This is a genomic window from Paenibacillus sp. MAHUQ-45, assembly GCF_058133325.1.
Map to the genome: position 1 here is coordinate 481712 of NZ_JBYUPV010000003.1, position 22744 is coordinate 504455.

Annotated in this window: 20 protein-coding genes; 17 read left to right on the top strand and 3 right to left on the bottom strand. The window is 43.5% G+C overall.

Annotated features, from left to right (window positions below; translation table 11 throughout):
* Positions 1-71 precede the first annotated feature (71 nt).
* Together AC3Y23_RS09490 and ppsA are read left to right on the top strand one after the other, a co-directional pair.
* Positions 72-947 (top strand): MBL fold metallo-hydrolase, encoded by an 876-nt coding sequence (locus tag AC3Y23_RS09490; RefSeq protein ID WP_379198030.1) that lies wholly within the window; start codon positions 72-74, stop codon positions 945-947.
* Between the two features lie 206 nt (positions 948-1153).
* Positions 1154-3763, top strand: coding sequence for a phosphoenolpyruvate synthase (ppsA, locus tag AC3Y23_RS09495; RefSeq protein ID WP_379198578.1), 2610 nt, complete (start codon positions 1154-1156; stop codon positions 3761-3763).
* Positions 3764-3857: 94 nt separating this feature from the next.
* Here ppsA and AC3Y23_RS09500 read toward each other — a convergent pair whose 3' ends face one another.
* Positions 3858-4754, bottom strand: a complete 897-nt coding sequence (locus tag AC3Y23_RS09500; protein WP_379198032.1) for an AraC family transcriptional regulator — start codon at positions 4752-4754, stop codon at positions 3858-3860.
* A 177-nt stretch (positions 4755-4931) separates the two neighbouring features.
* Here AC3Y23_RS09500 and AC3Y23_RS09505 point away from each other — a divergent pair, with 177 nt between their 5' ends.
* The 14 genes from AC3Y23_RS09505 to AC3Y23_RS09570 all read left to right on the top strand — a co-directional run bounded on the left by AC3Y23_RS09505 (position 4932) and on the right by AC3Y23_RS09570 (position 20304).
* Entirely contained in the window at positions 4932-6263 is a 1332-nt protein-coding gene (locus tag AC3Y23_RS09505; protein WP_379198034.1) for an MATE family efflux transporter, read from the top strand.
* 29 nt (positions 6264-6292) lie between these two features.
* Positions 6293-6922, top strand: a complete 630-nt coding sequence (locus AC3Y23_RS09510) for a sugar O-acetyltransferase (protein WP_379198037.1) — start codon at positions 6293-6295, stop codon at positions 6920-6922.
* Positions 6923-6948: 26 nt separating this feature from the next.
* Positions 6949-7563 carry a sugar O-acetyltransferase gene (locus tag AC3Y23_RS09515; RefSeq protein WP_379198039.1) on the top strand — a complete coding sequence of 205 codons (615 nt, stop codon included), beginning with the start codon at positions 6949-6951 and terminating at the stop codon, positions 7561-7563.
* An 8-nt stretch (positions 7564-7571) separates the two neighbouring features.
* Positions 7572-8138, top strand: coding sequence for a sugar O-acetyltransferase (locus AC3Y23_RS09520; protein ID WP_379198041.1), 567 nt, complete (start codon positions 7572-7574; stop codon positions 8136-8138).
* Between the two features lie 305 nt (positions 8139-8443).
* Complete coding sequence (locus tag AC3Y23_RS09525) at positions 8444-9298, top strand: alpha/beta fold hydrolase (RefSeq protein ID WP_379198043.1); 855 nt, start codon at positions 8444-8446, stop codon at positions 9296-9298.
* A gap of 206 nt (positions 9299-9504) precedes the next feature.
* The gene (locus AC3Y23_RS09530) at positions 9505-11274 is read left to right on the top strand and encodes a cache domain-containing sensor histidine kinase (RefSeq protein ID WP_379198045.1); all 1770 of its coding nucleotides are present in this window, start codon (positions 9505-9507) and stop codon (positions 11272-11274) included.
* Complete coding sequence (locus tag AC3Y23_RS09535; protein ID WP_379198047.1) at positions 11275-12099, top strand: response regulator; 825 nt, start codon at positions 11275-11277, stop codon at positions 12097-12099. It abuts the gene before it with no gap.
* A 292-nt stretch (positions 12100-12391) separates the two neighbouring features.
* The gene (locus tag AC3Y23_RS09540) at positions 12392-13690 is read left to right on the top strand and encodes an ABC transporter substrate-binding protein (protein ID WP_379198049.1); all 1299 of its coding nucleotides are present in this window, start codon (positions 12392-12394) and stop codon (positions 13688-13690) included.
* Between the two features lie 127 nt (positions 13691-13817).
* On the top strand, positions 13818-14702 hold the full coding sequence (locus tag AC3Y23_RS09545) for a carbohydrate ABC transporter permease (protein WP_379198051.1): 885 nt from the start codon (positions 13818-13820) through the stop codon (positions 14700-14702).
* Positions 14703-14714: 12 nt separating this feature from the next.
* Positions 14715-15542, top strand: a complete 828-nt coding sequence (locus tag AC3Y23_RS09550) for a carbohydrate ABC transporter permease (protein WP_379198053.1) — start codon at positions 14715-14717, stop codon at positions 15540-15542.
* 27 nt (positions 15543-15569) lie between these two features.
* Positions 15570-17306: a bifunctional metallophosphatase/5'-nucleotidase gene (locus tag AC3Y23_RS09555; protein WP_379198055.1), complete on the top strand. Its 1737-nt coding sequence runs from the start codon at positions 15570-15572 to the stop codon at positions 17304-17306.
* 143 nt (positions 17307-17449) lie between these two features.
* Entirely contained in the window at positions 17450-18277 is an 828-nt protein-coding gene (locus AC3Y23_RS09560; protein ID WP_379198057.1) for a MerR family transcriptional regulator, read from the top strand.
* A gap of 62 nt (positions 18278-18339) precedes the next feature.
* Positions 18340-19026 (top strand): DUF554 domain-containing protein, encoded by a 687-nt coding sequence (locus tag AC3Y23_RS09565; RefSeq protein ID WP_379198059.1) that lies wholly within the window; start codon positions 18340-18342, stop codon positions 19024-19026.
* A gap of 132 nt (positions 19027-19158) precedes the next feature.
* Positions 19159-20304, top strand: coding sequence for an ElyC/SanA/YdcF family protein (locus tag AC3Y23_RS09570; protein ID WP_379198061.1), 1146 nt, complete (start codon positions 19159-19161; stop codon positions 20302-20304).
* 31 nt (positions 20305-20335) lie between these two features.
* Here AC3Y23_RS09570 and AC3Y23_RS09575 read toward each other — a convergent pair whose 3' ends face one another.
* Together AC3Y23_RS09575 and AC3Y23_RS09580 are read right to left on the bottom strand one after the other, a co-directional pair.
* Positions 20336-21178, bottom strand: coding sequence for a MerR family transcriptional regulator (locus AC3Y23_RS09575; RefSeq protein WP_379198063.1), 843 nt, complete (start codon positions 21176-21178; stop codon positions 20336-20338).
* 21 nt (positions 21179-21199) lie between these two features.
* Positions 21200-21733 (bottom strand): GNAT family N-acetyltransferase, encoded by a 534-nt coding sequence (locus tag AC3Y23_RS09580; protein WP_379198065.1) that lies wholly within the window; start codon positions 21731-21733, stop codon positions 21200-21202.
* 310 nt (positions 21734-22043) lie between these two features.
* Between AC3Y23_RS09580 and AC3Y23_RS09585 the strand changes: the two genes are divergently transcribed.
* A complete protein-coding gene (locus AC3Y23_RS09585; RefSeq protein ID WP_379198580.1) occupies positions 22044-22463 on the top strand; it encodes an NPCBM/NEW2 domain-containing protein in 420 nt (139 codons plus the stop codon).
* Positions 22464-22744: the final 281 nt, after the last annotated feature.

Consider the following 22744-nt stretch of genomic DNA (forward strand, 5'->3'; position numbering starts at 1 on the left):
TTATAACACTTGTATTATAAATAACAGTTGCTGCTTAAGGAGGAACCAACATAAGTACTAATTTTAAACCGTTGAATCAAGTCCCTAGTGCTTTTCATAAAAAAATCGGAGGCATTATCGTTACGGTATTATCAGATGGTAATTTGGAATTTCCATTGGATGCTTTCTTCGAACTAGATAAAGAAGAAGCAATTCAAATGCTGAGAGATAATCTTCAGGCTGTGCCTCCACACATGAATACAAATGGATTTGTAGTGAATAACGATGGCCATATAACTTTAATAGACACGGGATTTGGATCAAGTTATGGACCGTCAGGAGGCCATCTACTTAATAATTTAAATGCTGTTGGTTACTCAGCCAATGATGTTGATGTTGTACTTTTGACTCACATGCATCCAGATCATGTGAATGGCTTATCGCTAGCAGATGGAACTAAAGCTTTTCCAAACGCTAAAGTCATTGTTCATGAGCAGGAATACGAATTCTGGACAAATGAAAATGCTGAGGAGAGTTTCAAGGAAAGCTTCCAAGAACAAGCACAAATGATCGTCCAAATGGTTCAATCAGCCATTGCTCCTTATAAAGATGACATCGTAACCTTCTCCGATTCCGTTGACATTCCTGGAATTACGGCAATAGAAGCTCATGGGCATACGCCTGGTCATACAGCATATCTAATTGAATCTGAAGGAGAGAGATTGTTAATATGGGGTGATATCATCCAGAATGTCACCATCCAGTTCTCCCGGCCACAATTGAAGATTGCCATGGATATTGACTCTGAGCAAGCTTTCAGATCACGCATTAAATTGCTCGACCTCGCTTCAGAGAAACAAATCCGAGTAACAGGGATGCATCTGGATTTCCCGGCTTTTGGTTACGTCAAAAAAGAAGACAACCACTATGTTTATGTGCCAGAACAATGGAGACCTAATGATATCTAAGGGCAGATGCCTAAGCAAAAAAAGAACCTGAATGAAAGATTCAGGTTCTTTTTTATTGCATATGACCAGACATGATGATATAATCTGATCGCGACTTTTAAATTATAAATGGTCATAGAAAGTCTATCTTATAATTTAATCTTACTATGTCGGCCGAGCTCTTGTCAAATGTTTTTTTCTCAAATGAAGGTAAGGAGAGATGTGGAATGCGATCTTTGGTTCTGGATTTTCAGGAAGTGGACAATACACAGCTATCACTCGTGGGAGGAAAAGGGCTTAATCTAGGGACGCTTTCCAAAATGGATGGCATACAAGTGCCGGAAGGATTTTGTGTTACTACTGCGGGATATCAGCAAGCAATGGCACGAAACAAAACATATCCTGTCTTGCTGGATCAGCTCAACACGCTGACTGTAGAAGATCGGGATCAAATCGCTGATCTCAGCAGAAAGATTCGCCAGACAATTATCGAAGCTGAAATTCCTGCTGACGTTGTGAAGGTAGTGACTTATTATCTCTCCCGGTTTGGCAAGAACCAAGCCTATGCCGTACGTTCCAGTGCGACTGCTGAAGATTTGCCCCATGCCTCTTTTGCCGGTCAACAAGATACGTATCTAAATATCATTGGTCTAGAAGACATCTTGCAGCATATCAGCAAATGTTGGGCTTCTCTATTTACGAATCGCGCGGTGATCTACCGGATGCAGCATGGTTTTGAGCACAGACAAGTTCATTTATCTGTTATTGTGCAAAAAATGATCTTCCCAGCGGCCTCAGGGATTATGTTCACCGCTGATCCGATTACAGGTAACCGGAAGCTGTTATCCATCGATGCCAGTTATGGACTTGGAGAAGCACTGGTTTCTGGCCTGGTCTCGGCTGATGGCTATAAAGTACGTGAAGGCGAAATCGTGGAGAAGAGGATTGCAGCTAAGCATCTCGCTATTTACGGGCGAAAAGAAGGCGGAACAGAGACTCGGCCCATCGATCTGGATCAGCAAAAAACACAAACCCTAACGGATCAACAGATTTTAGAGCTGGCACGCCTCGGAAGAGAGATCGAAACTTATTTTGGCAGCCCACAAGATATTGAATGGTGTTTAGCCGAGGATACCTTTTATATTGTCCAAAGCCGGCCGATCACGACATTATTCCCGATCCCTGAAAGTAATGATCAAGAGAATCATGTCTACATCTCTGTGGGTCATCAGCAAATGATGACAGATGCCATTAAGCCACTGGGACTGTCATTTTACCTGTTAATAACGCGTGCACCTATGCGTACCGCTGGAGGAAGGCTCTTTGTGGATGTTACACCTCAGCTGGCCTCACCCGCCAGCAGAGACATAATAATAAACACGTTGGGGCAATCCGAGCCGCTCATCAAAGACGCGCTAAAGACCGTCGTAGCACGAGGCGATTTTATTAAAGAGTTACCGGTGGATACCGCAGTGCCTAACCCAGCCAAAAATTACGCAAGTATGCCAGCACCAATCGAAGCCGATCACTCAATTGTTGCGGAATTGATTAAGAATAGTGAAGCATCATTAGCGGCATTACAACAAAATATCAAAGGAAAATCGGGTGTAGACTTATTTGACGTTATTCTGGAAGATCTCCAGGAATTAAAGAGACTTCTCTTCGACCCGCAAAGTATAAGAGCCATTATGGCTGGGATGAACGCGTCCGCATGGATCAATGAAAAGATGCAAGAATGGCTGGGCGAAAAAAGTGCAGCCGACGCCCTTGCTCTATCTGTGCCGAATAACATTACTTCAGAGATGGGACTGGCGCTCCTGGATGTTGCAGATGTCATTCGCCCTTACCCGGAAGTCATTGCTTATTTGCAGCAAGTCAAAGAGGGCGGCGCTCTGGATGAACTGATTAAGGTTCAAGGGGGACAGGAAGCTTATGAGGCGATTTCTGTTTTTCTGGACAAATACGGAATGCGGTGTGCCGGGGAAATTGATATCACAAGAACTCGCTGGAGCGAACAACCTTCAGCCCTTATCCCGATCCTTCTTGGCAATGTTAAAAACTTCGAGCCTAAGGCTAGTCAGCAGAAATTTGAGCAAGGGCGGCTTGCAGCTTTGAGAAAAGAACAAGAGCTATTAGAGCGACTCAAAGCAATGCCCGATGGCGAGCAAAAAGCAACAGAAACCAAACAAAGGATTGACCTCATCCGGAATTTCAGTGGGTATCGGGAGTATCCAAAGTACGGAATTGTAAATCGCTATTTCGTCTATAAGCAGGCTTTATTAAGAGAAGCTGAAGCACTCGTACAGACAGGCATTATTCATCAAATAGAGGATATCTTCTATCTTTCTTTTGATGAACTTCATGAAGTCGTACGCGCTCATAAACTGGACTATCAGGTCATCAGTAAACGACAAGAGGAGTACAAATTATTCGAAAAACTATCCCCTCCGCGTGTGATCACGTCGGATGGTGAGAACATTACAGGGCAATATAAGCGAGCGCATCTGCCCGCCGAAGCGATTGCAGGTCTGGCGGTCTCCTCTGGAGTGATAGAAGGCCGAGCACGTGTCATCTTAAACATGGAAAAGGCGGATATAGAAGACGGAGATATTCTAGTCACTGCCTTTACTGACCCTAGTTGGACACCACTCTTTGTATCTATAAAAGGCCTGGTCACCGAAGTGGGCGGACTGATGACTCATGGAGCTGTGATCGCCCGTGAATATGGCTTGCCAGCTGTTGTCGGGGTGGAGAATGCTACTAAAATGATCAAAGACGGGGATCACATTCGGGTGAATGGAACTGAAGGGTATGTTGAAATTTTGAAATCCAATTAGACAAAGGAAGCGATGCACGTAAAGAAGCTAACCTCTAGATTGATGGTTAGCTTCTTTTATTATGAGATGAACATTTATTAGAAGTAATAGACAATCAGTTCTCCTTGTTACTGAGACTTTGTTTTCGATATTCCTGCGGAACGAGACCCAATTGTTTACGGAAATTATAAGTGAAGTAACTGGCACTTTGAAAGCCGCATGCCATCGCAATCTCACATACAGATCTCTTTGTTTCCATTAACATCTCGCAGCTCTTTTGAATCCGATATTTCGTTAAATATACATTTGGCGTTTGACCTAAATGCTTGTTGAATAGAGCAACACAGCGGCTTCTGCACACAGCTCCTGCTGCTGCGATATCATCAAGGCTAATTTTATGTTCATAATTCTGATGAATGAAGCTAGTCATCTTCTGGATGAACGTCCACAGTTGTACCTCTTCAGCATGCTCTTCTTTTTGTTGTAATTGATCTCCCATGCCAGCACACAAGGATAAGGCTTGAGCTATTAATCGCAGCGGATTGGGAAGAAGAGGGGCATGCATTTCCTCGTAAATCTCCTGTAAAGAACTCAGGATTGCTAGTTGCCATTCAATCTGAGCATTAAGCAGAACAAAGTCCTCCATCAATGAGCTGAATTTACTTTCCCAATATTTTTTTGCCAGTGACGTACTCTCGCCAAGAAGCGATGGATGAATAACAACGACAATGTATTTGCAGTCTGTGCGATTTTCGGAAAAACCACAATGGAGACGATTGCTATTCACGAATATCCCATTCCCCTGTTCAATGCGAACGGTCTTCCCATTCACAAAATAGTCCATGGTACCTTCAAGAACAAGAATGAACTCCACATCCGGATGCCAATGCGCAGTAGCTGAGTAATTATGAAATTGCTGCAAGTTTCCTTTTCGAACGTAGAGTGGTAGGTCAGAAAGATTATAATTTAAGCGCTCTGATAAATCAGAGAACACTTCTAAGGGTTGGTTCAACGGAATGATCTCCTCTAGTGATATACGATTTTGATAGAATTATATTCGATATTAATGGATAATGCCAATTTATTTAGTCTATATTGATATTGTGACAAGTACAGGAGAAGAAAGGGTTGTGAGGTGAAAAGAAATAATATTAATACTAGGGCGATAAATCCATCGTTTCACCGTGAGTTGTTAACACTAGTCATTCCCATTGCACTGCAAAACCTAATCTCGGCGATGGTCATTTCAGCGGATGTAGTCATGCTGGGGATGATTAGCCAATCTGCAATGTCAGCCGTATCGCTTGCAGGTCAGATTACGTTTATTTTGAGCTTGTTTTATATGGGGATATCAGCAGGAGCAGGAATCCTAACTGCACAGTATTGGGGGAAAAAGGATCTTCGAACCATTCAGCGTGTGCTGAGTATTGCATGCCTATTCTCGTTATGTATCTCTCTGCTTTTCTTCATGTTTTCCTTTTTGTATCCGGAGATGCTGATGAGTTTTTTTACAAGGGACAGCGAGTTAATTCAGTATGGAGCACATTTTTTGCGCTATAATTCGATTTCTTTTCTTGCAATGAGTATCTCTCAGATGTATCTCGGTGTGATTCGAAGTATGGAGAACGCGCGGCTTTCGGCTTGGATTAGCTCGATGTGCCTGATTTTGAATATAGGGCTTAATGCAATATGTATCTTTATACTCTATCCAGGGAACCCGATTAAGGCTATTCAAGCAGTTGCACTTGCCACGGTCATTGCGCGTTTTATTGAACTCGGATGTTGCTTGATTCATTCTGCTACAAGAGGTTCCATTGGCTTCAAATTTCAGAAATGGGATCATGTAGGACGTCATTTGTTCAAGGATTTCATGAAGTACACCTTACCGGTTCAAGGTAATTATCTGGTATGGGGCGGGGCGATCACGACAACCACAGCGATTATTGGTCATGTCAGTGCGGATATGGTGGCAGCGAATTCGGTCGCTTCTGTAGTGAAGAATTTGGCTATTGTACTGTGTGGGGGTATTGCCACCGGCGGAGCGGTGCTCGTCGGGAAATATCTTGGGAATGGGCAGTTGGATAAAGCGAAGCAAGCTGGCAGCAGAATGATTCTCTACGCGCTGATTTTCGGGGTCTTGGCTGGCTGTACGATTTTATTGTTGAAGCCGCTAGTTTTGAATGCCGTGAATTTAAGCGGAACCGCACAAGATATTTTAGGGCCAATGCTTTATATCTGTGCTTATTATTGCATTGCAAAATCCTTGAATGCTACAACCATTGCAGGGCTCTTCATCGCTGGCGGAGATTCCAAGTTTGGTTTTTGGTGCGATACGATTGTCATGTGGGGCATTATACTGCCGCTTAGCTACATGTGTGCTTTTGTCTGGCAGGTACCTCCCGTTATTTTATATGCCGTTATCAGCCTAGATGAAATCATTAAATTACCAGCGGCTTATTATCGGTATCGTCAATATAAATGGCTTAACAATATTACAAGGAACTTTGCGGAGAACGGATAACATCAGCAAATGCTAAAGGAGATTAAGTAATGAATATAAGAGAACGAATGGCTGCCTGCCAACTATTTACGGATCATGATAATAATTATCCAGAGGAAGCTGCTGAATTGGAACGAGCGCGTCAGCGCGGCAAGGTACTTTGTTATGAGATCAATCGTTTACATCCCGACGATATCGAAGGGCGTAAGACCTTAATGAAACAACTCTTTGGCAGAATGGGCAATAACGTGTGGATGGAACCTCCGATTCGTATGTCTTACGGCTCAAATACAACGGTGGGCAACAATGTGTACATGAACTTTAATTTAACAGTAGTTGATGATTATAAGGTGGATATTGGAAACGATGTTATGTTTGGCCCGAATGTTACGATCGCAGTCACCAGTCATCCTGTTCATCCTGTGAAGCGAAAAGAAGGTGCAATGTATGCTCTGCCCGTAGTGATTGAGGATGGAGCCTGGATCGGCAGCGGTGCAATTATTCTGCCTGGGGTAACGATTGGTAGAGGAAGTGTAATCGGAGCAGGAAGCGTCGTCACCAAAAGCATTCCCGCTAACGTTATTGCTGTAGGAAATCCATGCAAGGTACTCCGCGAGATTACAGAGCATGACAGAGAATATTATTACAAGGATATGCGTTTTGATGAGGTGGAGTGGTAAATGAAATTCGATAAGGAGATGAACGAATGAGTATTAGAGAAAAGCTTCACGATGGAAGTTTGTATTTGCCAGGGAATGATGAGCTGAGTAAAGAACAGACCCAGTGTCTAGAACGACTGTACGATTTTAATCAAACGCGTCCCTTAGAAAGTGACAAAAGAGTAGCACTGCTAAAGGAGATGTTCGCAGAGATTGGCGAGGGTTGCTATATCGAACCGCCTTTTCATGCGAACTGGGGTGGGAAGCATGTTCATTTTGGTAAAAACATTTATGCGAATTTCAATCTGACTTTAGTGGACGACACGCATATTTACGTAGGAGACTACACCATGTTCGGTCCTAATGTTACCGTAGCAACCGCAGGTCATCCCATTTTGCCAGAGCTACGCGAACAAGCGTATCAATTCAATTCTCCAGTATCCATTGGAAGAAACTGCTGGATCGGAGCAGGAGTAATTATACTTCCAGGGATTTCTATTGGTGACAATACAGTAATCGGTGCAGGCAGCGTAGTTACTAAGGACATTCCTTCTGATGTAATTGCAGTGGGGAATCCTTGTAAAGTTCTGCGTGAAATCAATGAGCATGATCATTTATATTACTTCAAGAATCGCAGAATCATCAGCGAAGACTTAGGATAGGGGACTATATGAGAACAGAAAAACAAAAAATGCTAGCTGGTGAGTTATATTTGGCGAGCGATTCTGAATTGGAACGTGAGCGAACCCATGCCAGAAGGATGACGAGATTATATAATCAATCAACGGAAGCAGATGTTGAATGGAGAGTACAATTACTTAAAGAATTATTAGGAACAACGGGGAAGAACGTATATATGGAGCCCAATATTCGCTTTGACTATGGATATAACATCCATGTAGGCGAGAACTTCTTTACCAACTTTGACTGCACGATTCTAGATGTCTGCGAAGTACGCATTGGCGATAACTGCATGTTCGGTCCAGGTGTTCATGTGTACACGGCTACCCACCCAATCGACCCTTATGAACGGATTAAGGGACCTGAGTTAGGACAACCGGTAACGATCGGGAATAATGTATGGGTAGGTGGAGGAGCTATTATTAATCCAGGAGTAAGCATCGGAAATAATGTTGTTATTGCTTCAGGGGCAGTGGTTACTAAGAGTGTACCAGATCAAGTGATTGTGGGCGGTAATCCAGCTAAAATTATTAGAACCATCGAGATAATGGAATAATACCTTTACATAAGCGCCATGCTTTCGAACGCGTTCTCAGAACGTCTACAAGAAAGCATGGCGCTTTTAATTATGATAATAATCTATATAGAACGAGAGAAAACTCACTATAAATATTAGGGACCGAAGTTTAGATTGAAATATTGCTAGATATATAAAATAGAGATGCCTGGCATCTTGTTTCTGCATTTTTCATGATAACAAGAATGATGTATCATCATAGAAGACACCTGGGTGTCTGCACATAATAAGGTGAATATCTGTTGAGCAGTTGGGGATAATCACTGGTAATAGGAGGTTATCATATGACGACTTATCATTCAGTAGAGATAGAAGGATTAAAGGTGTTTTATCGTAAAGCTGGTGATCCTGATAAACCGGTCATTGTATTGCTTCATGGCTTTCCGTCTGCTAGTCATATGTTCAGAGAACTAATCCCTGTGTTGGAGAACGATTATTATGTCATTGCTCCTGATTATCCGGGGTTCGGGAATACATCATCACCTGACAGAGAAGATTTTCAGTATACATTTGACCATATTACTGAAATTATGGAGTCCTTTATTGATAAACTAAAGCTGACTCAGTATGCGTTATATGTCTTTGATTATGGGGCTCCGATTGGTTTTCGTATAGCCATGCATCGTCCAGAGCGTGTAACAGCCATAATCAGCCAGAATGGGAATATCTATCGTGAAGGATTAGGAGAGAAGTGGGCAGCACGAGAAGAATATTGGAGTAATCCTACTCCTGAAAAAAGAGAAAGTTATCGAACTGCTTTTGCACCTGACACGATCAAGAACCAATATGTTCAGGGGACCCAAGACAAGAGGGTTTCTCCAGATGGTTATACTCTTGATATTGCGTATATGTCTCGACCGGGAAATGATGAAAAACAATTAGATTTAATTTTTGATTATCAAAGCAATGTAAGACTGTACTCGCAATTTCAAGATTATCTCCGAACACACCAGCCGCCCTTATTGGCAGTATGGGGTGAAAATGATGTTTCCTTTATTCCGGCCGGCGCCAAAGCATTTAAAAAAGATGTACCTAAAGCGGAGGTGCATTTATTGGATACAGGACACTTTGCCCTCGAAACACACGCGCTTGAAATCGGAGAACTAATGCTTCATTTTTTGAAAAGGAATGGAGTGTAAAATAGATCTGAGAACGCTCGGTCAATTAGGTCAGCCAGAATATTCTGGTTGGCCTTTTTAGGTAGAGCACTTTTCTCCTCCTCTTATGTTTAATACTGAGCAAATGTTTCACCTTTATATTTACATAAGCGAAACATCAGAACAACAATTACTTCTCTGGCTTTAAGGAGGTTACAGCCATTAAGATCCTCCGCTTCAGGCGGAGCTTGTCGCTTCGTCAAAAAATAAATATTACCAACATCCTGATTGTCTCCCTGGCACTGGTCTTCTTCACGGTCAACATCTACCGGGTTGTATTTAACCAGACGTTGGAGCGGACGGCTGCGGGTTCGCAGCAAGAGATCAACCTGATGGCGAAATCGCTGTCCACGGCACTCCTCTCGGTACAAAATTTCTCGAAACTAGCACTGATCAATCAGGCTACTCAGAACGTACTTAGTCAGAAGACGGGGACAAGCTCAGATGGAGCCGCATTGAAATCGATTTACAATACGCTGGCTGCCATGCTGGAGTCGGAACCGAACATCGACTCGGTCATTATAGAGTCCAATCAAGGCGAGCTATATTATACGTCGAACTTAACCAATGTTACGCTGCAAAGCCTCTCCGTGTATCCAAAGGAAGCCATCGATGCAGCAAGAGGCGGTGCAGTCTGGGTGGATACGTTCAGTCCATCTTTTCAATCGGGGTTGAAGAATAAGCGTATGATTAGCGTGAGCAGAGTCATCAAAAGTATGGAAAAAGGAACGCCGCTCGGCTATTTATATGTGAATATGGATGAGCGGATACTTGAGCAGTTATATCGTAATGATCAGAATGAGCAGAATTCTACATTAATTGTCAACCCGGACGGGATCATATTGTCCTCTACTCAGCAAGCACTGGTGAGCACATCGATTAAAGATTATTCTTTTGCCCATTGGGTCAATGGTACTGATGAAGGCAGTAAAATTTTTGAGGTGAAGGGACAGCGGTATCTAGTCTCCTTCCAGCAGCTTAAGCCCTATGGCTGGAAGGTTGTCCATCTGGTGCCGACCTCGACGTTGACGCAAGGCTTCTGGAAAATCACGCTGTTAATGATCGTTTTTGGTCTCATCAGCATCTTAACGGCAATCGGGCTGTCTACCGTCTTTTCACGTCTGCTCACCCGTCCGCTTAATCGCTTGAGCAAGGCCTTTGTCGAAGTGGGGGCTGGAAATCTCGATACGCGCGCGCCGGTTGAAACGAAGGATGAGTTCAGCCAGCTCGGCACGACTTTTAACGAAATGGTAGATCGGATTCAGCATTTGGTCCATCGCGTTGAAGATGAGGCCAACAAACAGCGGCTTCTGGAGCTTAGGTTGTTATATTCTCAGATCAAACCTCACTTTCTGTATAATACGCTGGAAACGATACGTTCAATGGCGGTCATGGCCAATGCCAAGGACATTAGCAAGATGCTAAAGGCCCTTGGTGACTTTTTCCGTATCTCGCTTAGCAACGGTCAGGAGCTTATTAGTGCCTTGCAAGAGGAGAAGCATTTGCAGAGTTATCTGTACATTCAGCAAATCCGCTTCAATCGTCTGCAGTACCGCATTCAGTTTGACCCTGATATCAGCGATTATCAAGTGCCAACAATGCTGCTGCAGCCGCTCGTCGAGAATGCCATCCAACATGGCATCAGGATGATGCCGGGTGGAGGAATGTGCGAAATCCTGGGCTATATAGAGCAGGATGGGGAGAATCGTAACCTTTGCTTTATTGTTCGCGACAACGGCATAGGGATGAGCGCTGAACAGCAGCGGCATATCTGGTCCAACAGCGGGGAAGGGGAACTGTACAGTTTTGGATTGAAAAATATTCAGGACCGGATCAGGCTCCGTTTCGGCAAGCCTTACGGCATTGAGATCTCCTCAGAACCCGGACAAGGGACAGAGGTGCTGGTCCGTTTGCCCATTATCCTAAAAGTCATTGAAGCCAAGGAGGTTGACCAATAGATGAATACTCCGCCGATTAGCCGCGTCCTCATCGTGGATGATGAGTATTATTTTAGACAGCTGCTGATGAATCTCATCGACTGGGAACGTCTTGGCTTCGAGGTGACTGCCGAGGCGGAAGATGGCGCAGCTGCCATCAAGATTATTGAGGAGCAAGAGATTGACCTTATTATTACGGATATCGAGATGCCGCAGATGAACGGTCTTGATTTTATAAAGGCGATACGTGGTATGCAGTCATCGGCGAAGCTGATGTTTATCACAAGCTATGATGTATTTGGGTACGCACAAAGGGCGATTTCACTCGGAGCAGACTACTATTTACTGAAACCTATTGATGAAGAAGCGCTTGAAACAGCACTGATGAAGATCCGGGCGGGACTGACTGAGAAATGGGAAGAGCTTCGTTATATTAACCGGTTAAAAAAAGAGGCGGGCTACACATCTCCCCAGGAGGAAGGGCAGCAGCCTGCCGGGGGGAAACAACTGATCAAGAATGCAATGGCTTTCGTAAAGGAACGGTATGCCGACGACAAGCTTTCGCTTCAGCACACCGCTGGCGCTCTATTCGTTAATCCCAGCTATTTAAGTCATGTCTTCAAGAAGGAAACCGGAGAATCTTTTGTGGAGTATGTAACGAATGTGAGGCTGAGTAAAGCAATGGAAATCTTACGGAAGGAAACCTCTGATGAGCCGCCAAAGGTTGCAACCGTAGCTTATCAGGTTGGCTATAACGATCCGTTCTACTTCAGCAAATGCTTTAAGAAGAAATTCGGCATCACTCCCAATAAAGTGAACAGCGGCTCCTATCCAGTGAGAACCTGATCATGTACTGGCAAAGTCCGGCATTCTTGCCGGGCTTTTTTAAATATAAGAATTTACACTGAAACGGATACCGTCCCCTAGAGGACGGCAAAATCATTTCTACTTGTATTAATTACAAGTAAACTTTCAGTGCTATATTTTTCTATACGTAAATTCTATGTTAACTACTATGACATAGCTAAAAATATTACAGGTGGAACAAAGATTTATCCATTCGAAGGCTGCTGAGGTGTTGATAAGATTGTACCTGTAATTCAAATCCGCTAACTTGTTGAAAGGTGGTCCAAGACAGATGATTGGTAAGAAGCTTGGCATGGTTGCAGCATCGGTTACATTAGTGAGTACGGTGCTTACGGCTTGTGGAGGAGCTGCAGAAGAGAAGGTAGATGGCACCCAGACAAAAGAGACACAGGAAGCAAACAGCGGCAAATCGCTAACCTTATGGACATTCGATACAGATCCTATTTTCCAGGCCTCTGCAGAAGCTACTGCATCCGAAATGGGTATTAAGCTGAACTACGAGTATATCCAGGATGAAACCTACAAAACCAAGCTGAGTGTAGCCCTTGCGGCGAACGAACTACCAGATGTCTTTGAACAGCATGCCGGATTATCATTCCGGACCCCTGTGTTGCAATTAAAGACGGCTGCACCGCTGAACGATGTGCTGGAATCCACCGGCCTTGGCTCGAAATTTCTGGACGATCGGCTGGTCAAAGAAGAGGATGGTAACATTTACTCCGTTCCAGCCAATATCAGCACTACGCTGGTGCTCTACTACAACAAAAAGCTGATCAATGAGCTTGGGGTTTCTGCTCCGGCCACATGGGATGACCTCCAGTCTGTTGTTAAAGCTGCGAACGATAAAGGCCTGATTCCGATTGCACTTGGCGGTAAGGAAAGATGGCAGGGAGATCTGCTCTATAACATGTTAGTATTGCGTGAGAATGCGGATGCATTTGATAATGCCATGAGCGGCCAAGGTAAGTTTACCGATGCACCGTTTGTTGAAGCAGCAAACAAGATTCGCACGCTGGTTGACACGAATGCTTTCCAAAAGGGATTCCTCGGCTCGGCCTATCTGGACGCACAGGAATTGTTCAAGAACAATAAAGCTGTAATGTGGGTTGACGGCAGCTTTAACTTCTCCTCTCTGACAGAAGCAATGGGTGATGATCTCGGGTACATTGTGTTTCCAAAGACAGGTACAGAAGATCCGTACAGTGCAACGATCGGCTTCCAGAATCCTAAAGCGCCATACTCCCTATTTGCTAACAACAGCTCAGAGAATGTAGAAGCAGCCAAGGAATTTGCCGTCCGGATGTCCCTGAAGCTCAACGATGAATTTCTTAAAAAAGGACTTCCTGGTTATGCAAAAAGTGATGTAAAACCGGAAATCCAGAACGAGCAGCTTTCCGCATATTCGGCGGATATCGGCAAAACGAAAAAAACACAGGCAATCTGGTTTGGTCTTGTACCAGCCGCTGTCGGCCAGGAATACCGCGATCTGACACAACAACTATTTGGATCTGTGTTAAACCCGGAACAATTTACGGCTCAACTCGAAACAACACTCCGCAAGACGGAGTAGGACCCGGTAACGTACAAGCTCCAAGAAGTTAAGGATTTTAAAAAAAAGAGAGTTACATTTTGGAGAAAAGCGGTGCAGTCGCTTCAGGCCGCATCGCTTTTTATTTAACCTGATAGGTGGATCATTCATGGAAAAGGCACTATCAAGCAAAAAGATGCTCGCTTTGTTCTTACTGCCCGGCCTGATACTATTTTTGACGTTTTATTTTGTACCAATATTAATTACGGCTTATTACAGTCTCCAGAAATGGGATGGCATCAACCCGATGACATTCATTGGAATTGATAACTATATTCAGATGTTCACGAAAGACACGAGCTTTTGGAAAGCGGTCTGGAACAGTCTGGCCTTTATCGCTGTCGGCGTGTTCATTCAGCTGCCACTCTCCTTTGGTCTAGCTCTCCTGGTGTCCAGGAAAGTAAAGGGGCATAAATGGTTCCGCAATATCTACTTCTTCCCTGTGGTGATGTCGACGACAATGGTGAGTTTGCTGTGGGTCAAAATTTATGATCCCAATATCGGTATGCTGAATGAATTACTGGAAGTCATCGGGCTGGGAGGCTGGACTCAAGCATGGCTCGGTGATACCGCGACTGCATTATTGTCCGTTCTCATCGTAACCACGTGGCATTATGTAGGCTACAATATGCTGATGCTTTTTGCAGGCATTCAAGGCATACCGGAGCAGTATTACGAAGCGGCGAAGCTGGACGGAGCTACAGGCTGGATCGCCGTGCGTCATATTACGCTACCGCTGATTGCCGACGTGATTCGGGTATGTGTTGTTCTGAATGTCATCTACGCACTCAAAACGTTCGAAAGTGTGTATGTAATGACCAACGGCGGACCGCTTCATTCTACGACCGTGGTTGCGCTGAAGATGTTCCAGGAAGCGTTCCTGAAGCAAAACTTCGGATACGGAAGCGCGCTGGCCGTATTTATGGTACTGGAATGCCTCGTCATTTCCTGGGTACTGAACAAGGTCATGACCCGGGAAAAAATCGAATATTAAGGAGGACCGATCATGTTCAAGACTACTAAAAAATTCAGTATTTACTTCTTAATGTCCATCATCGCTGTCCTCCAGTTGTTCCCGTTGTACTGGCTTATTGGAAGTGCATTTAAAGACAATTCGGAGATTATCGGCGGAGCGGTGTGGTCACTCCCGAAGGTATGGCGTTTTGACAATTTCACTGAGGCGTGGGTTAGCGCTAAAGTTAGCCAATACTTTTTTAACAGCGTATGGGTTACGGTCATTACACTATGCTGTGTGCTGCTGCTGGCAGCTATGATGGCGTATGCCCTGACTCGAATGAGATTCAAATGGAATAATCTTATTTTGTTTGTCCTGCTGATGGGCGTCATGGTACCGATTCACGCGACGCTCATCCCGCTCTTTATGATTCTGAAAAATCTCAATATTCTCAATTCAAGATTGTCGATCATTCTGCCGTACATCGCCGTCAATCTGCCGATCAGCGTATATATCCTGACTGCTTTTTTACGGAGTATGCCCAAGGAACTGGAGGAAGCTGCTTTTATGGACGGCTGTGGTGTCTTGAAGTCGTTCTTCCGGGTGGTGCTGCCGCTTCTCAAACCGCCGCTCGCTTCAGTTGCCATTTTCGTATTTCTGGCTGTATGGAACGAGCTTCTGATGGCTACCACCTTTGTTCAAAAGTCCAGTTTGCGGACATTGCCGCTCGGTCTGATGAGTTTCAGCGGGCAATACAGTATCAGTTGGGGACCGCTGGCAGCAGCTATGGTCATTTCAACAATTCCGATCATAATAGCGTACGTACTATTCAGCGATCAGATGGAGAAGAGCTTTACGGCAGGTGCGATATTGAAGTGAATGTCATAAGAATGGAGAACGAGAAACATGATGGTTGAAGCAGGCGGAACAGAAAATATAGTCAACATTGCGATCATTGCAACCTCCGATCTCCACGGCAACATTTGGGGATACCGTTACGAAGACAACACGGAGACGGCCAATGATGGAATGGCGAGAGTGGCGACATATGTCCAGGAGGTGAGGAAGAGCGGGTCAGAAGTCATTCTGATTGATAACGGTGATTTGTATCAGGGAAATATCCTGACCGATGATGTGTTTAACAAACAGCCGGATGTCGTTCATCCGGTGTCACAAGTACTTAATGCAATGAAGTATGACGCCATGACCTTGGGCAACCATGACTTTAACTTCGGACTGGACCTTGTCCACAAATGTATACGGGAGCTGGATTTCCCTGTCCTGGCAGCTAATGCATCATACATCAGCGGGGAGTCGTTCGCGGAGTCTTATACCATCGTGGAGGTACAAGGCATTAAGATTGCGATTGTCGGTCTGACGAATCCGAATGTGCCAAGATGGGACGGAGATAAGGTGAAGGAGCTGTGTTTCAGCCCAATGGATGAAACCGCACTCGAACTGGTCACATCGCTCAAAGCTGATGGATTAGCAGACATCGTCATTGTTAGTGCCCATGCTGGAATGGTCGCGGAGTTCGATGAAGAAGGCGGCTCCGATTCCGCAGAATGCATCGCCACACGAGTTCCGGGTACCGATGTCCTGGTGGTTGGGCATATGCACATTCCCGTTAAGGAGCGGATCGGCGATACGATCATTGGAGGTCCACGCAATCTGGGGCGTGAAGTTGTCCGATTCGATCTCACCGTTCAGCTGGACGGCAGAGGGCCAACAATCGTCGGACGCGAAGTCTCGCTTATTGATATGGGAGCTTACGCGCCAGATCCAGACATCCGGGCGCTCGTTCAGGGTGCACATGAAGAGACGATTACCTTCGTTGAGAATGGAGGAGGCGCTTCATCTGATATAGCCGGTGGAGGTATTCTGGGTCAGGCAACCGCCGATTTCCAGCCACAGGAAGAGATCAGAGGAATCTCGGAATGGAAGCTAAGGGATACCGCCATCGTCAAGCTGATCCAAAAAGCAATGCTACAGTATAGCGGCGCGGACGTAGTTGCGACAACTCTTTTTTCAGACAGGGCGGATCTTAAGCAGGGAGACATTACCTACGGGAATATATACAGCGTCTATCCTTTCGATAATCTGCTCTACGTTGTTACTGTAACCGGCAAAGAACTGAAAGCATACATGGAAGTCTCTGCGGCCCATTATAATCAATGGAAAGAAGGCGATCTATCAATCAGTTTTGATCCGGAGGTACCGGGCTATCTCTATGATCTCTTTGCTGGCATTAATTACGGAATTGATCTGTCTAAGCCTGCCGGTGAACGTATAGTTGATGTTATGTTCGAGGGTCGTCCACTCACGGATACGGAAGAGCTACAGCTGGCGGTCAACAATTACCGTTACAGCAGTTTGTTAAAGGCTTCTAAGCTGGTGAGCGCTAAGAAACATTGGGAATCGCCAGGCAGCATTCGTGATTACCTTGTGGAGTGCATTCGGGAACGTCAAAATATATCTCCCGAAATCGATAATAATTGGTCCATCGTAGGAATCGATCTAAGCAGCCCTTACCGGGAAGAAGTCATTAGACTCGTCAACGAAGGCAAGCTTGATCCGCCACATCATAAGTCCCTAAATGTTAATGAAATGCTGGAAGCCGGTTGGCTTCAGAGAATGGAATAATACCTATACATAAGCGCCATGCTTTCGAACGCGTTCTCAGAACGTCTATAAGAAAGCTGGCGCTTTTTTTGTGGTAACATAATAGAGGTGGCTATTTTACAATAAATAAGCAAGCAAAAGATATTTGAAAAGGCGGTATAGGCATGAAAGAGCTATTCACCATAGGTGAAGTATCAAAATTATTCCAGGTTAAAATCTCCACGCTTCGATATTACGATGAGATCGGGCTCTTGAAACCAGAATATATAGATAAGAACAATAATTATCGCTATTATTCAACCCAACATTTCGAAAGATTAAGTACGATCAAATATTTAAGAGCACTAGGCTTGCCAATCAGCGACCTTTTGGATTTCTTTGACTACCGTGATACGGATAAACTGATTGAGATGTTAGAAAGACAACAAACTGAAATTGCTAATAAAAAGAGAGAATTAGAACTGGTCGATCGAAAAATCAAACGCCGTCTGACTCAGATTCATGATGCGATAAATCATCCATTAGGAACCATTATGGAAGTGAAGCTGCCGAAACTTAAAGTGGCCCATCTAACCCATGATTATAGACCTGGTGATGATATTGAGTATCCTATTGCTGAATTAAGAAAAAATTTCAACATTGAAGAAAGTATATTTTTGGGTAAAATCGGGATTTCGGTTGCACTTCAGGATATTGGGGCAAATAAATTTGACCGCTACAACAGTATTTTTATGATTTTAGAGGAAGGCGATGAAATTCCAAAGGCTGCTGTTATTTTTCCCGCTCGTGAATATTTAAGAGTTCGATTCAGTGGGACACATATCAATGCTGCTCCATATTATGAAGAACTACTTAAGTATAGTGTGCAAATGGGTTATCATATCGTCGATGATTCCATCGAAATAACACTGATTGACTACGGAATCACTAACAGCGTGGATAAGTACGTTACAGAAATATTATTGCCTTTTAGTCGAAAAGAAATGTCTTGACCCTCTAGTTACTAGAGGGTTTATTTTTTTGGATATGCCTATTTTGAAAGGAGAAAGAGAGAATGTTGGGTACAGCCTTTAATGTACTAATGATTATTCTGGGTAGTATTATTGGAAGTGTTTTTAAAAAGGGGATCAAGAACGAGTACCAAGAAATGTTGATGAACGCAATGGGATTAGCCGCGTTAGCGCTTGGGGTAAATTCGATTGTACAGCATATGCCTTCTAGTAAATACCCGGTTCTATTTATTGTTAGTTTAGCCCTGGGGGTATTAATTGGGCAAAAGATCAACTTGGAAGAGAGATTTTCTACAGTTGTTAGTAGGTTTTCAAAAGGGAAACTGGCCGAGGGATTATCAACGGCTATTTTATTATTTTGTATGGGTTCACTTTCTATACTTGGCCCGATCGAAGCGGCTCTAAAAGGTGACATGACTTATTTATTTACGAATGGAATGTTGGATTTTATAACTTCTATCGTTTTAGCTTCAACATTTGGTATTGGTATAGCGCTATCTGCTCTAGTCTTATTCTGCTGGCAAGGTTCATTCTTTTTAATCGCGAAACTAGTAGAGAGTTCTTTAAATGCAGATCTGTTAAATGAGATATCTATCATTGGTGGTGTTTTAATATTATGTTCAGGGCTAAGTATTTTAGGGATTAAAAAAATGAAAACATTAAATATTTTGCCCGCATTAGCGATTCCTCCACTTATGTTTTTGATCATGTTTGTTTTTAATATAAAGTAAGCACGGATTCTACATTCCTTTACAACAGCTTTACCTTGTCCTCATGCTAAGCTAACAAATCAATGTTAATTTTATAAAGTTAGTAATCGCAACCCCATACCAACGGGGCAATACGAAAACCTGGAGGACAACATGAGAGACATCAAGAAGAAATTAGGTTTAGCTTTAGCAGTTACGATGACAACCGTTACCTTTGCAACGGCGTATGTGACAACGACAGCACCAGTAAGAGCTGCAGGCGCAGAGAATACCGCTGTACAACAGATTAGAAACGATGAGCCGACATACCAAAGAATTAATCAATATAAGGACCTGGCCATGTATTACTACTGGCATGGTGGCGATGTTCAACAGTCAGAGAAGGATATTTTCAAAGGGATTACGCTTAAAGGAAAGTATGACGTTGTTGAGAACGCCTTTAAGGAAGCAACACTGCTTGACCCGTTTGATTTGGATCTGAAATTCTCTCTAGCTTCCACATTAATCATTGAGAAGAAAGTTCCGGAGGCTTTGCAAACCTATAGACAGATTTTGAATTTAGCGCCTAACAATTTTAATGCAAACCTACTTTATGGCGTGTATTCGAAAGCCAATGGAGACGGAGCTGCCTACAAAGCTGCAATTTCCAAGCTGAAACAGATCGACGCTCAGAAAACAAATCAGTACCTGCAAAAGTTAGAGCGGACAGAGAAGGTATTTAATGAAAAGCTGATTACAACTGTTCCAACAAACGTACAGTCCAAGAATCATGCGATTGTAATTCTGGGATATGCACTTGCTGATGACGGCACGATGAAGGATACGTTGATTGAGCGTTTGAAATCCGGTCTCGCTGTAGCGAATAAATATCCGAATTCTAAAATTATTGTAACAGGCGGAGTTCCGAAGCAAGGTGTTACAGAAGCCGATGCTATGAGCCAGTGGTTGATCGCACAGGGCATTAATAAAGATCGGATTATTCTTGAAAATAAATCTACAGATACCGTTGAAAATGGTCTGTTCTCGACAGCTATTCTGGAAAAAGAAGGCCTGAAAGATGTGACGATCGTGACAAGCGCAAGCCACATTCGCAGAGCAATTGCGGTCTTCAAAGAAGCTGATAGTTTCTATAGCAAAATGAACGGTAAAGCAGCAAGCAGAAACTTCACCAACGCTGTGTATTTGGATTACAAATCGCTTGAAGAAGCACAAAAGGTGACCAGCGATGAGAAGCTCGTGATCTACCGTGACCTGCTTAGAACTTCTGGCATTTGGCAGTATCCTGGCTTGCAAAGATAATCCATTGATCAATTAGCGCAGGCGTGCGCATTCAAGGCACATTTGTGCAGTTCTGTTCAGTATTACCAATCCTCAATTGTATCTCAGTTAGAAATTGATCGGTAATGATCGTATCGCGATTGTCGATTTCATAAATTTCGAAAGGGTCTCCTAAGAGTTGGAGCCCTTTTTTGTTGGCATGCGCAACGACCTCAAGCATTTTCTCATAACTTTGGCGGTAACTGCCCCGATAATAGAATGACAAATAATCACCAGCTGGCAGGATGTAATCATAGTCAAGCTCTCCATCTTCGGCAGGATCAAAGATAAAAAAGACGGAGTTGAAAACATCCCTCATCCCATGGTTTAACTCCTCAAGCGACGCAGATGCACCGTACAATTGGTTGCCTAAATCCAGAATGTGTCTTTTATGCTTCTGATGCAGCTTCTTGATGGCATAATCCATTTCTTCGTCTCTTGTAATACGCGTATTGAGTTGTAGACACGGCCGGTCCGGGTACGTTTTGATGGAGAAGACCCCCGTTTGAATTTGTCGCGCGTCGGTCAGTACTTTGATTCTGCTTTGAATGATACGCTGCGTGGTTTCAAGCTTTGTCATCCGTTCTTTAATCAATTCCTGTTCAGTGTATAACAATTCAAGTGTATTCTCGACGCTTTGGTCATCCAAATACGTTTTGATCTGTTGCATCGTAAAATCTAGTTGACGCAGGTCACGGATAATATTCAATTTATAGATATCATGAAGGCTGTACAGACGATATCCGTTGTCGTCTCGCCGGGGGACCAACAAGCCAAGTTTTTCATAATAACGCAGGGCATCGACACCTATTCCATAGAGCTTCGAAATTTCATTGATTTTATAGTCGTTTTTCATCGTTTTCCTTCCTGTTTGCACTTAGCTATTCAAGGCGTTAACGTGTGCCAAAGACACGCCATACACATCCTTATACAGTAATTTTCTCACCATTTCAAATTGCGTTAGAGTCAAGCCTACCGGATAGCTCATGATCTGTAGTGGCAAGGATGGCTGTTTTACTCGCAGCGGCGGTTGAACATAAGGATAGTCTAACAAACAGAATCCCAGACGCTTGTAAAATCCGATCCTTCTCCGCTTCAGCTCATCATCGGGCAATTCGACTTCCAAGATGATTGGCATGTCGGACTGCTTCATGAAGCGTTCCATTAACCGCTTGCCTATGCCACCACCGCGAATGTTCGGAGAGACAGCCACATTCTCAACGTACCTGAACGTTTCGAACTCCCAACCTGCGAGAAAACCAATCACTTCGTTCTGCTCGTTCTCCTCGGTGATAAGGCGATAGCGAGGATCCGACAGCAGCTTCTTTTGTTCCAAATATTCTCGATACTCTGTTTCGGGAAAAGACTGCTTCATAATTTCAAATACTTGATCAAACCGTTCTTTAAGCATCAACTTAACCACCCTGATTCGTAGAATTCATATTTGATATGAATCACGATAAACCCTGGTACAGTACTAGAGTCAAGGGGGTGGGAGAAAAGGATGATGGAGACAGACACTTCTACTTACGATCTTAAATGTCAATTACATATTTAATGGGGTAGAGAAGCAGTCGCCTCAGTCGATCATCTATAACGGACAATTATACGTCTCGGCAAGCTCCTTTGCCAAAAACTCTGGACAGGATTTTTCTTATGATGGTAAGACCAAGACAGCATGGGTTGGAAAAAAAGAAGGGGCCTTTAAATATCTTTCAGATATTAATTATGCAAGAACAGATGTAAATAATGTGAAATTTCATTTCAACAAATGGGTAAGTGCGGGTGATAATATTTTAAACCCTTATACTGGGAAATTCACAATCGCAGATAATGAATACATTCATGGGATTGGTATAGAAAATGTATTTTATATGTCGAATAATGGTACTGGGTCAATCGAATACAATTTAAACGGTAAGTACAACAAACTTACTGGATTTGTAGGAATAGATGATCACTCGAAGAACAGTAAAAACCCTGGAGTATTAAAATTTATTGTGGATGGAGAAGAGAAATATACCTCTTCTGAAATGTTAGGTGGAGACTTGCCGAAAGAAGTTAATTTAAATATAACTGGGGCGTTAAAATTAAAAATAGAGTTTTCTACAACTGGCGAAGATTACCGTGCTGCACGATGATAGACTTTGTGGAAGCAAAACTATTCCAATAGTGGAGGGGATAACAATCATCACTAAACTTCCGTCCTAATATGACGTTGTTTGCTTTGCGCCTTTGCCTTACCAGAAACCAGGCTTTATTCGCGGTTCAACTTGTGAAAGAGAATAAAGTATTTTCTTAGTGCTTAAGTTAAGATGAGTCCCTGTTTAAGCACTACATGCTACCCGCGTACGTTCTTTAATAGGTGATTGGAAATGGAATATAATGAGGAGGACGTAGCCCAAGCGAAGGCGCGGGAGCG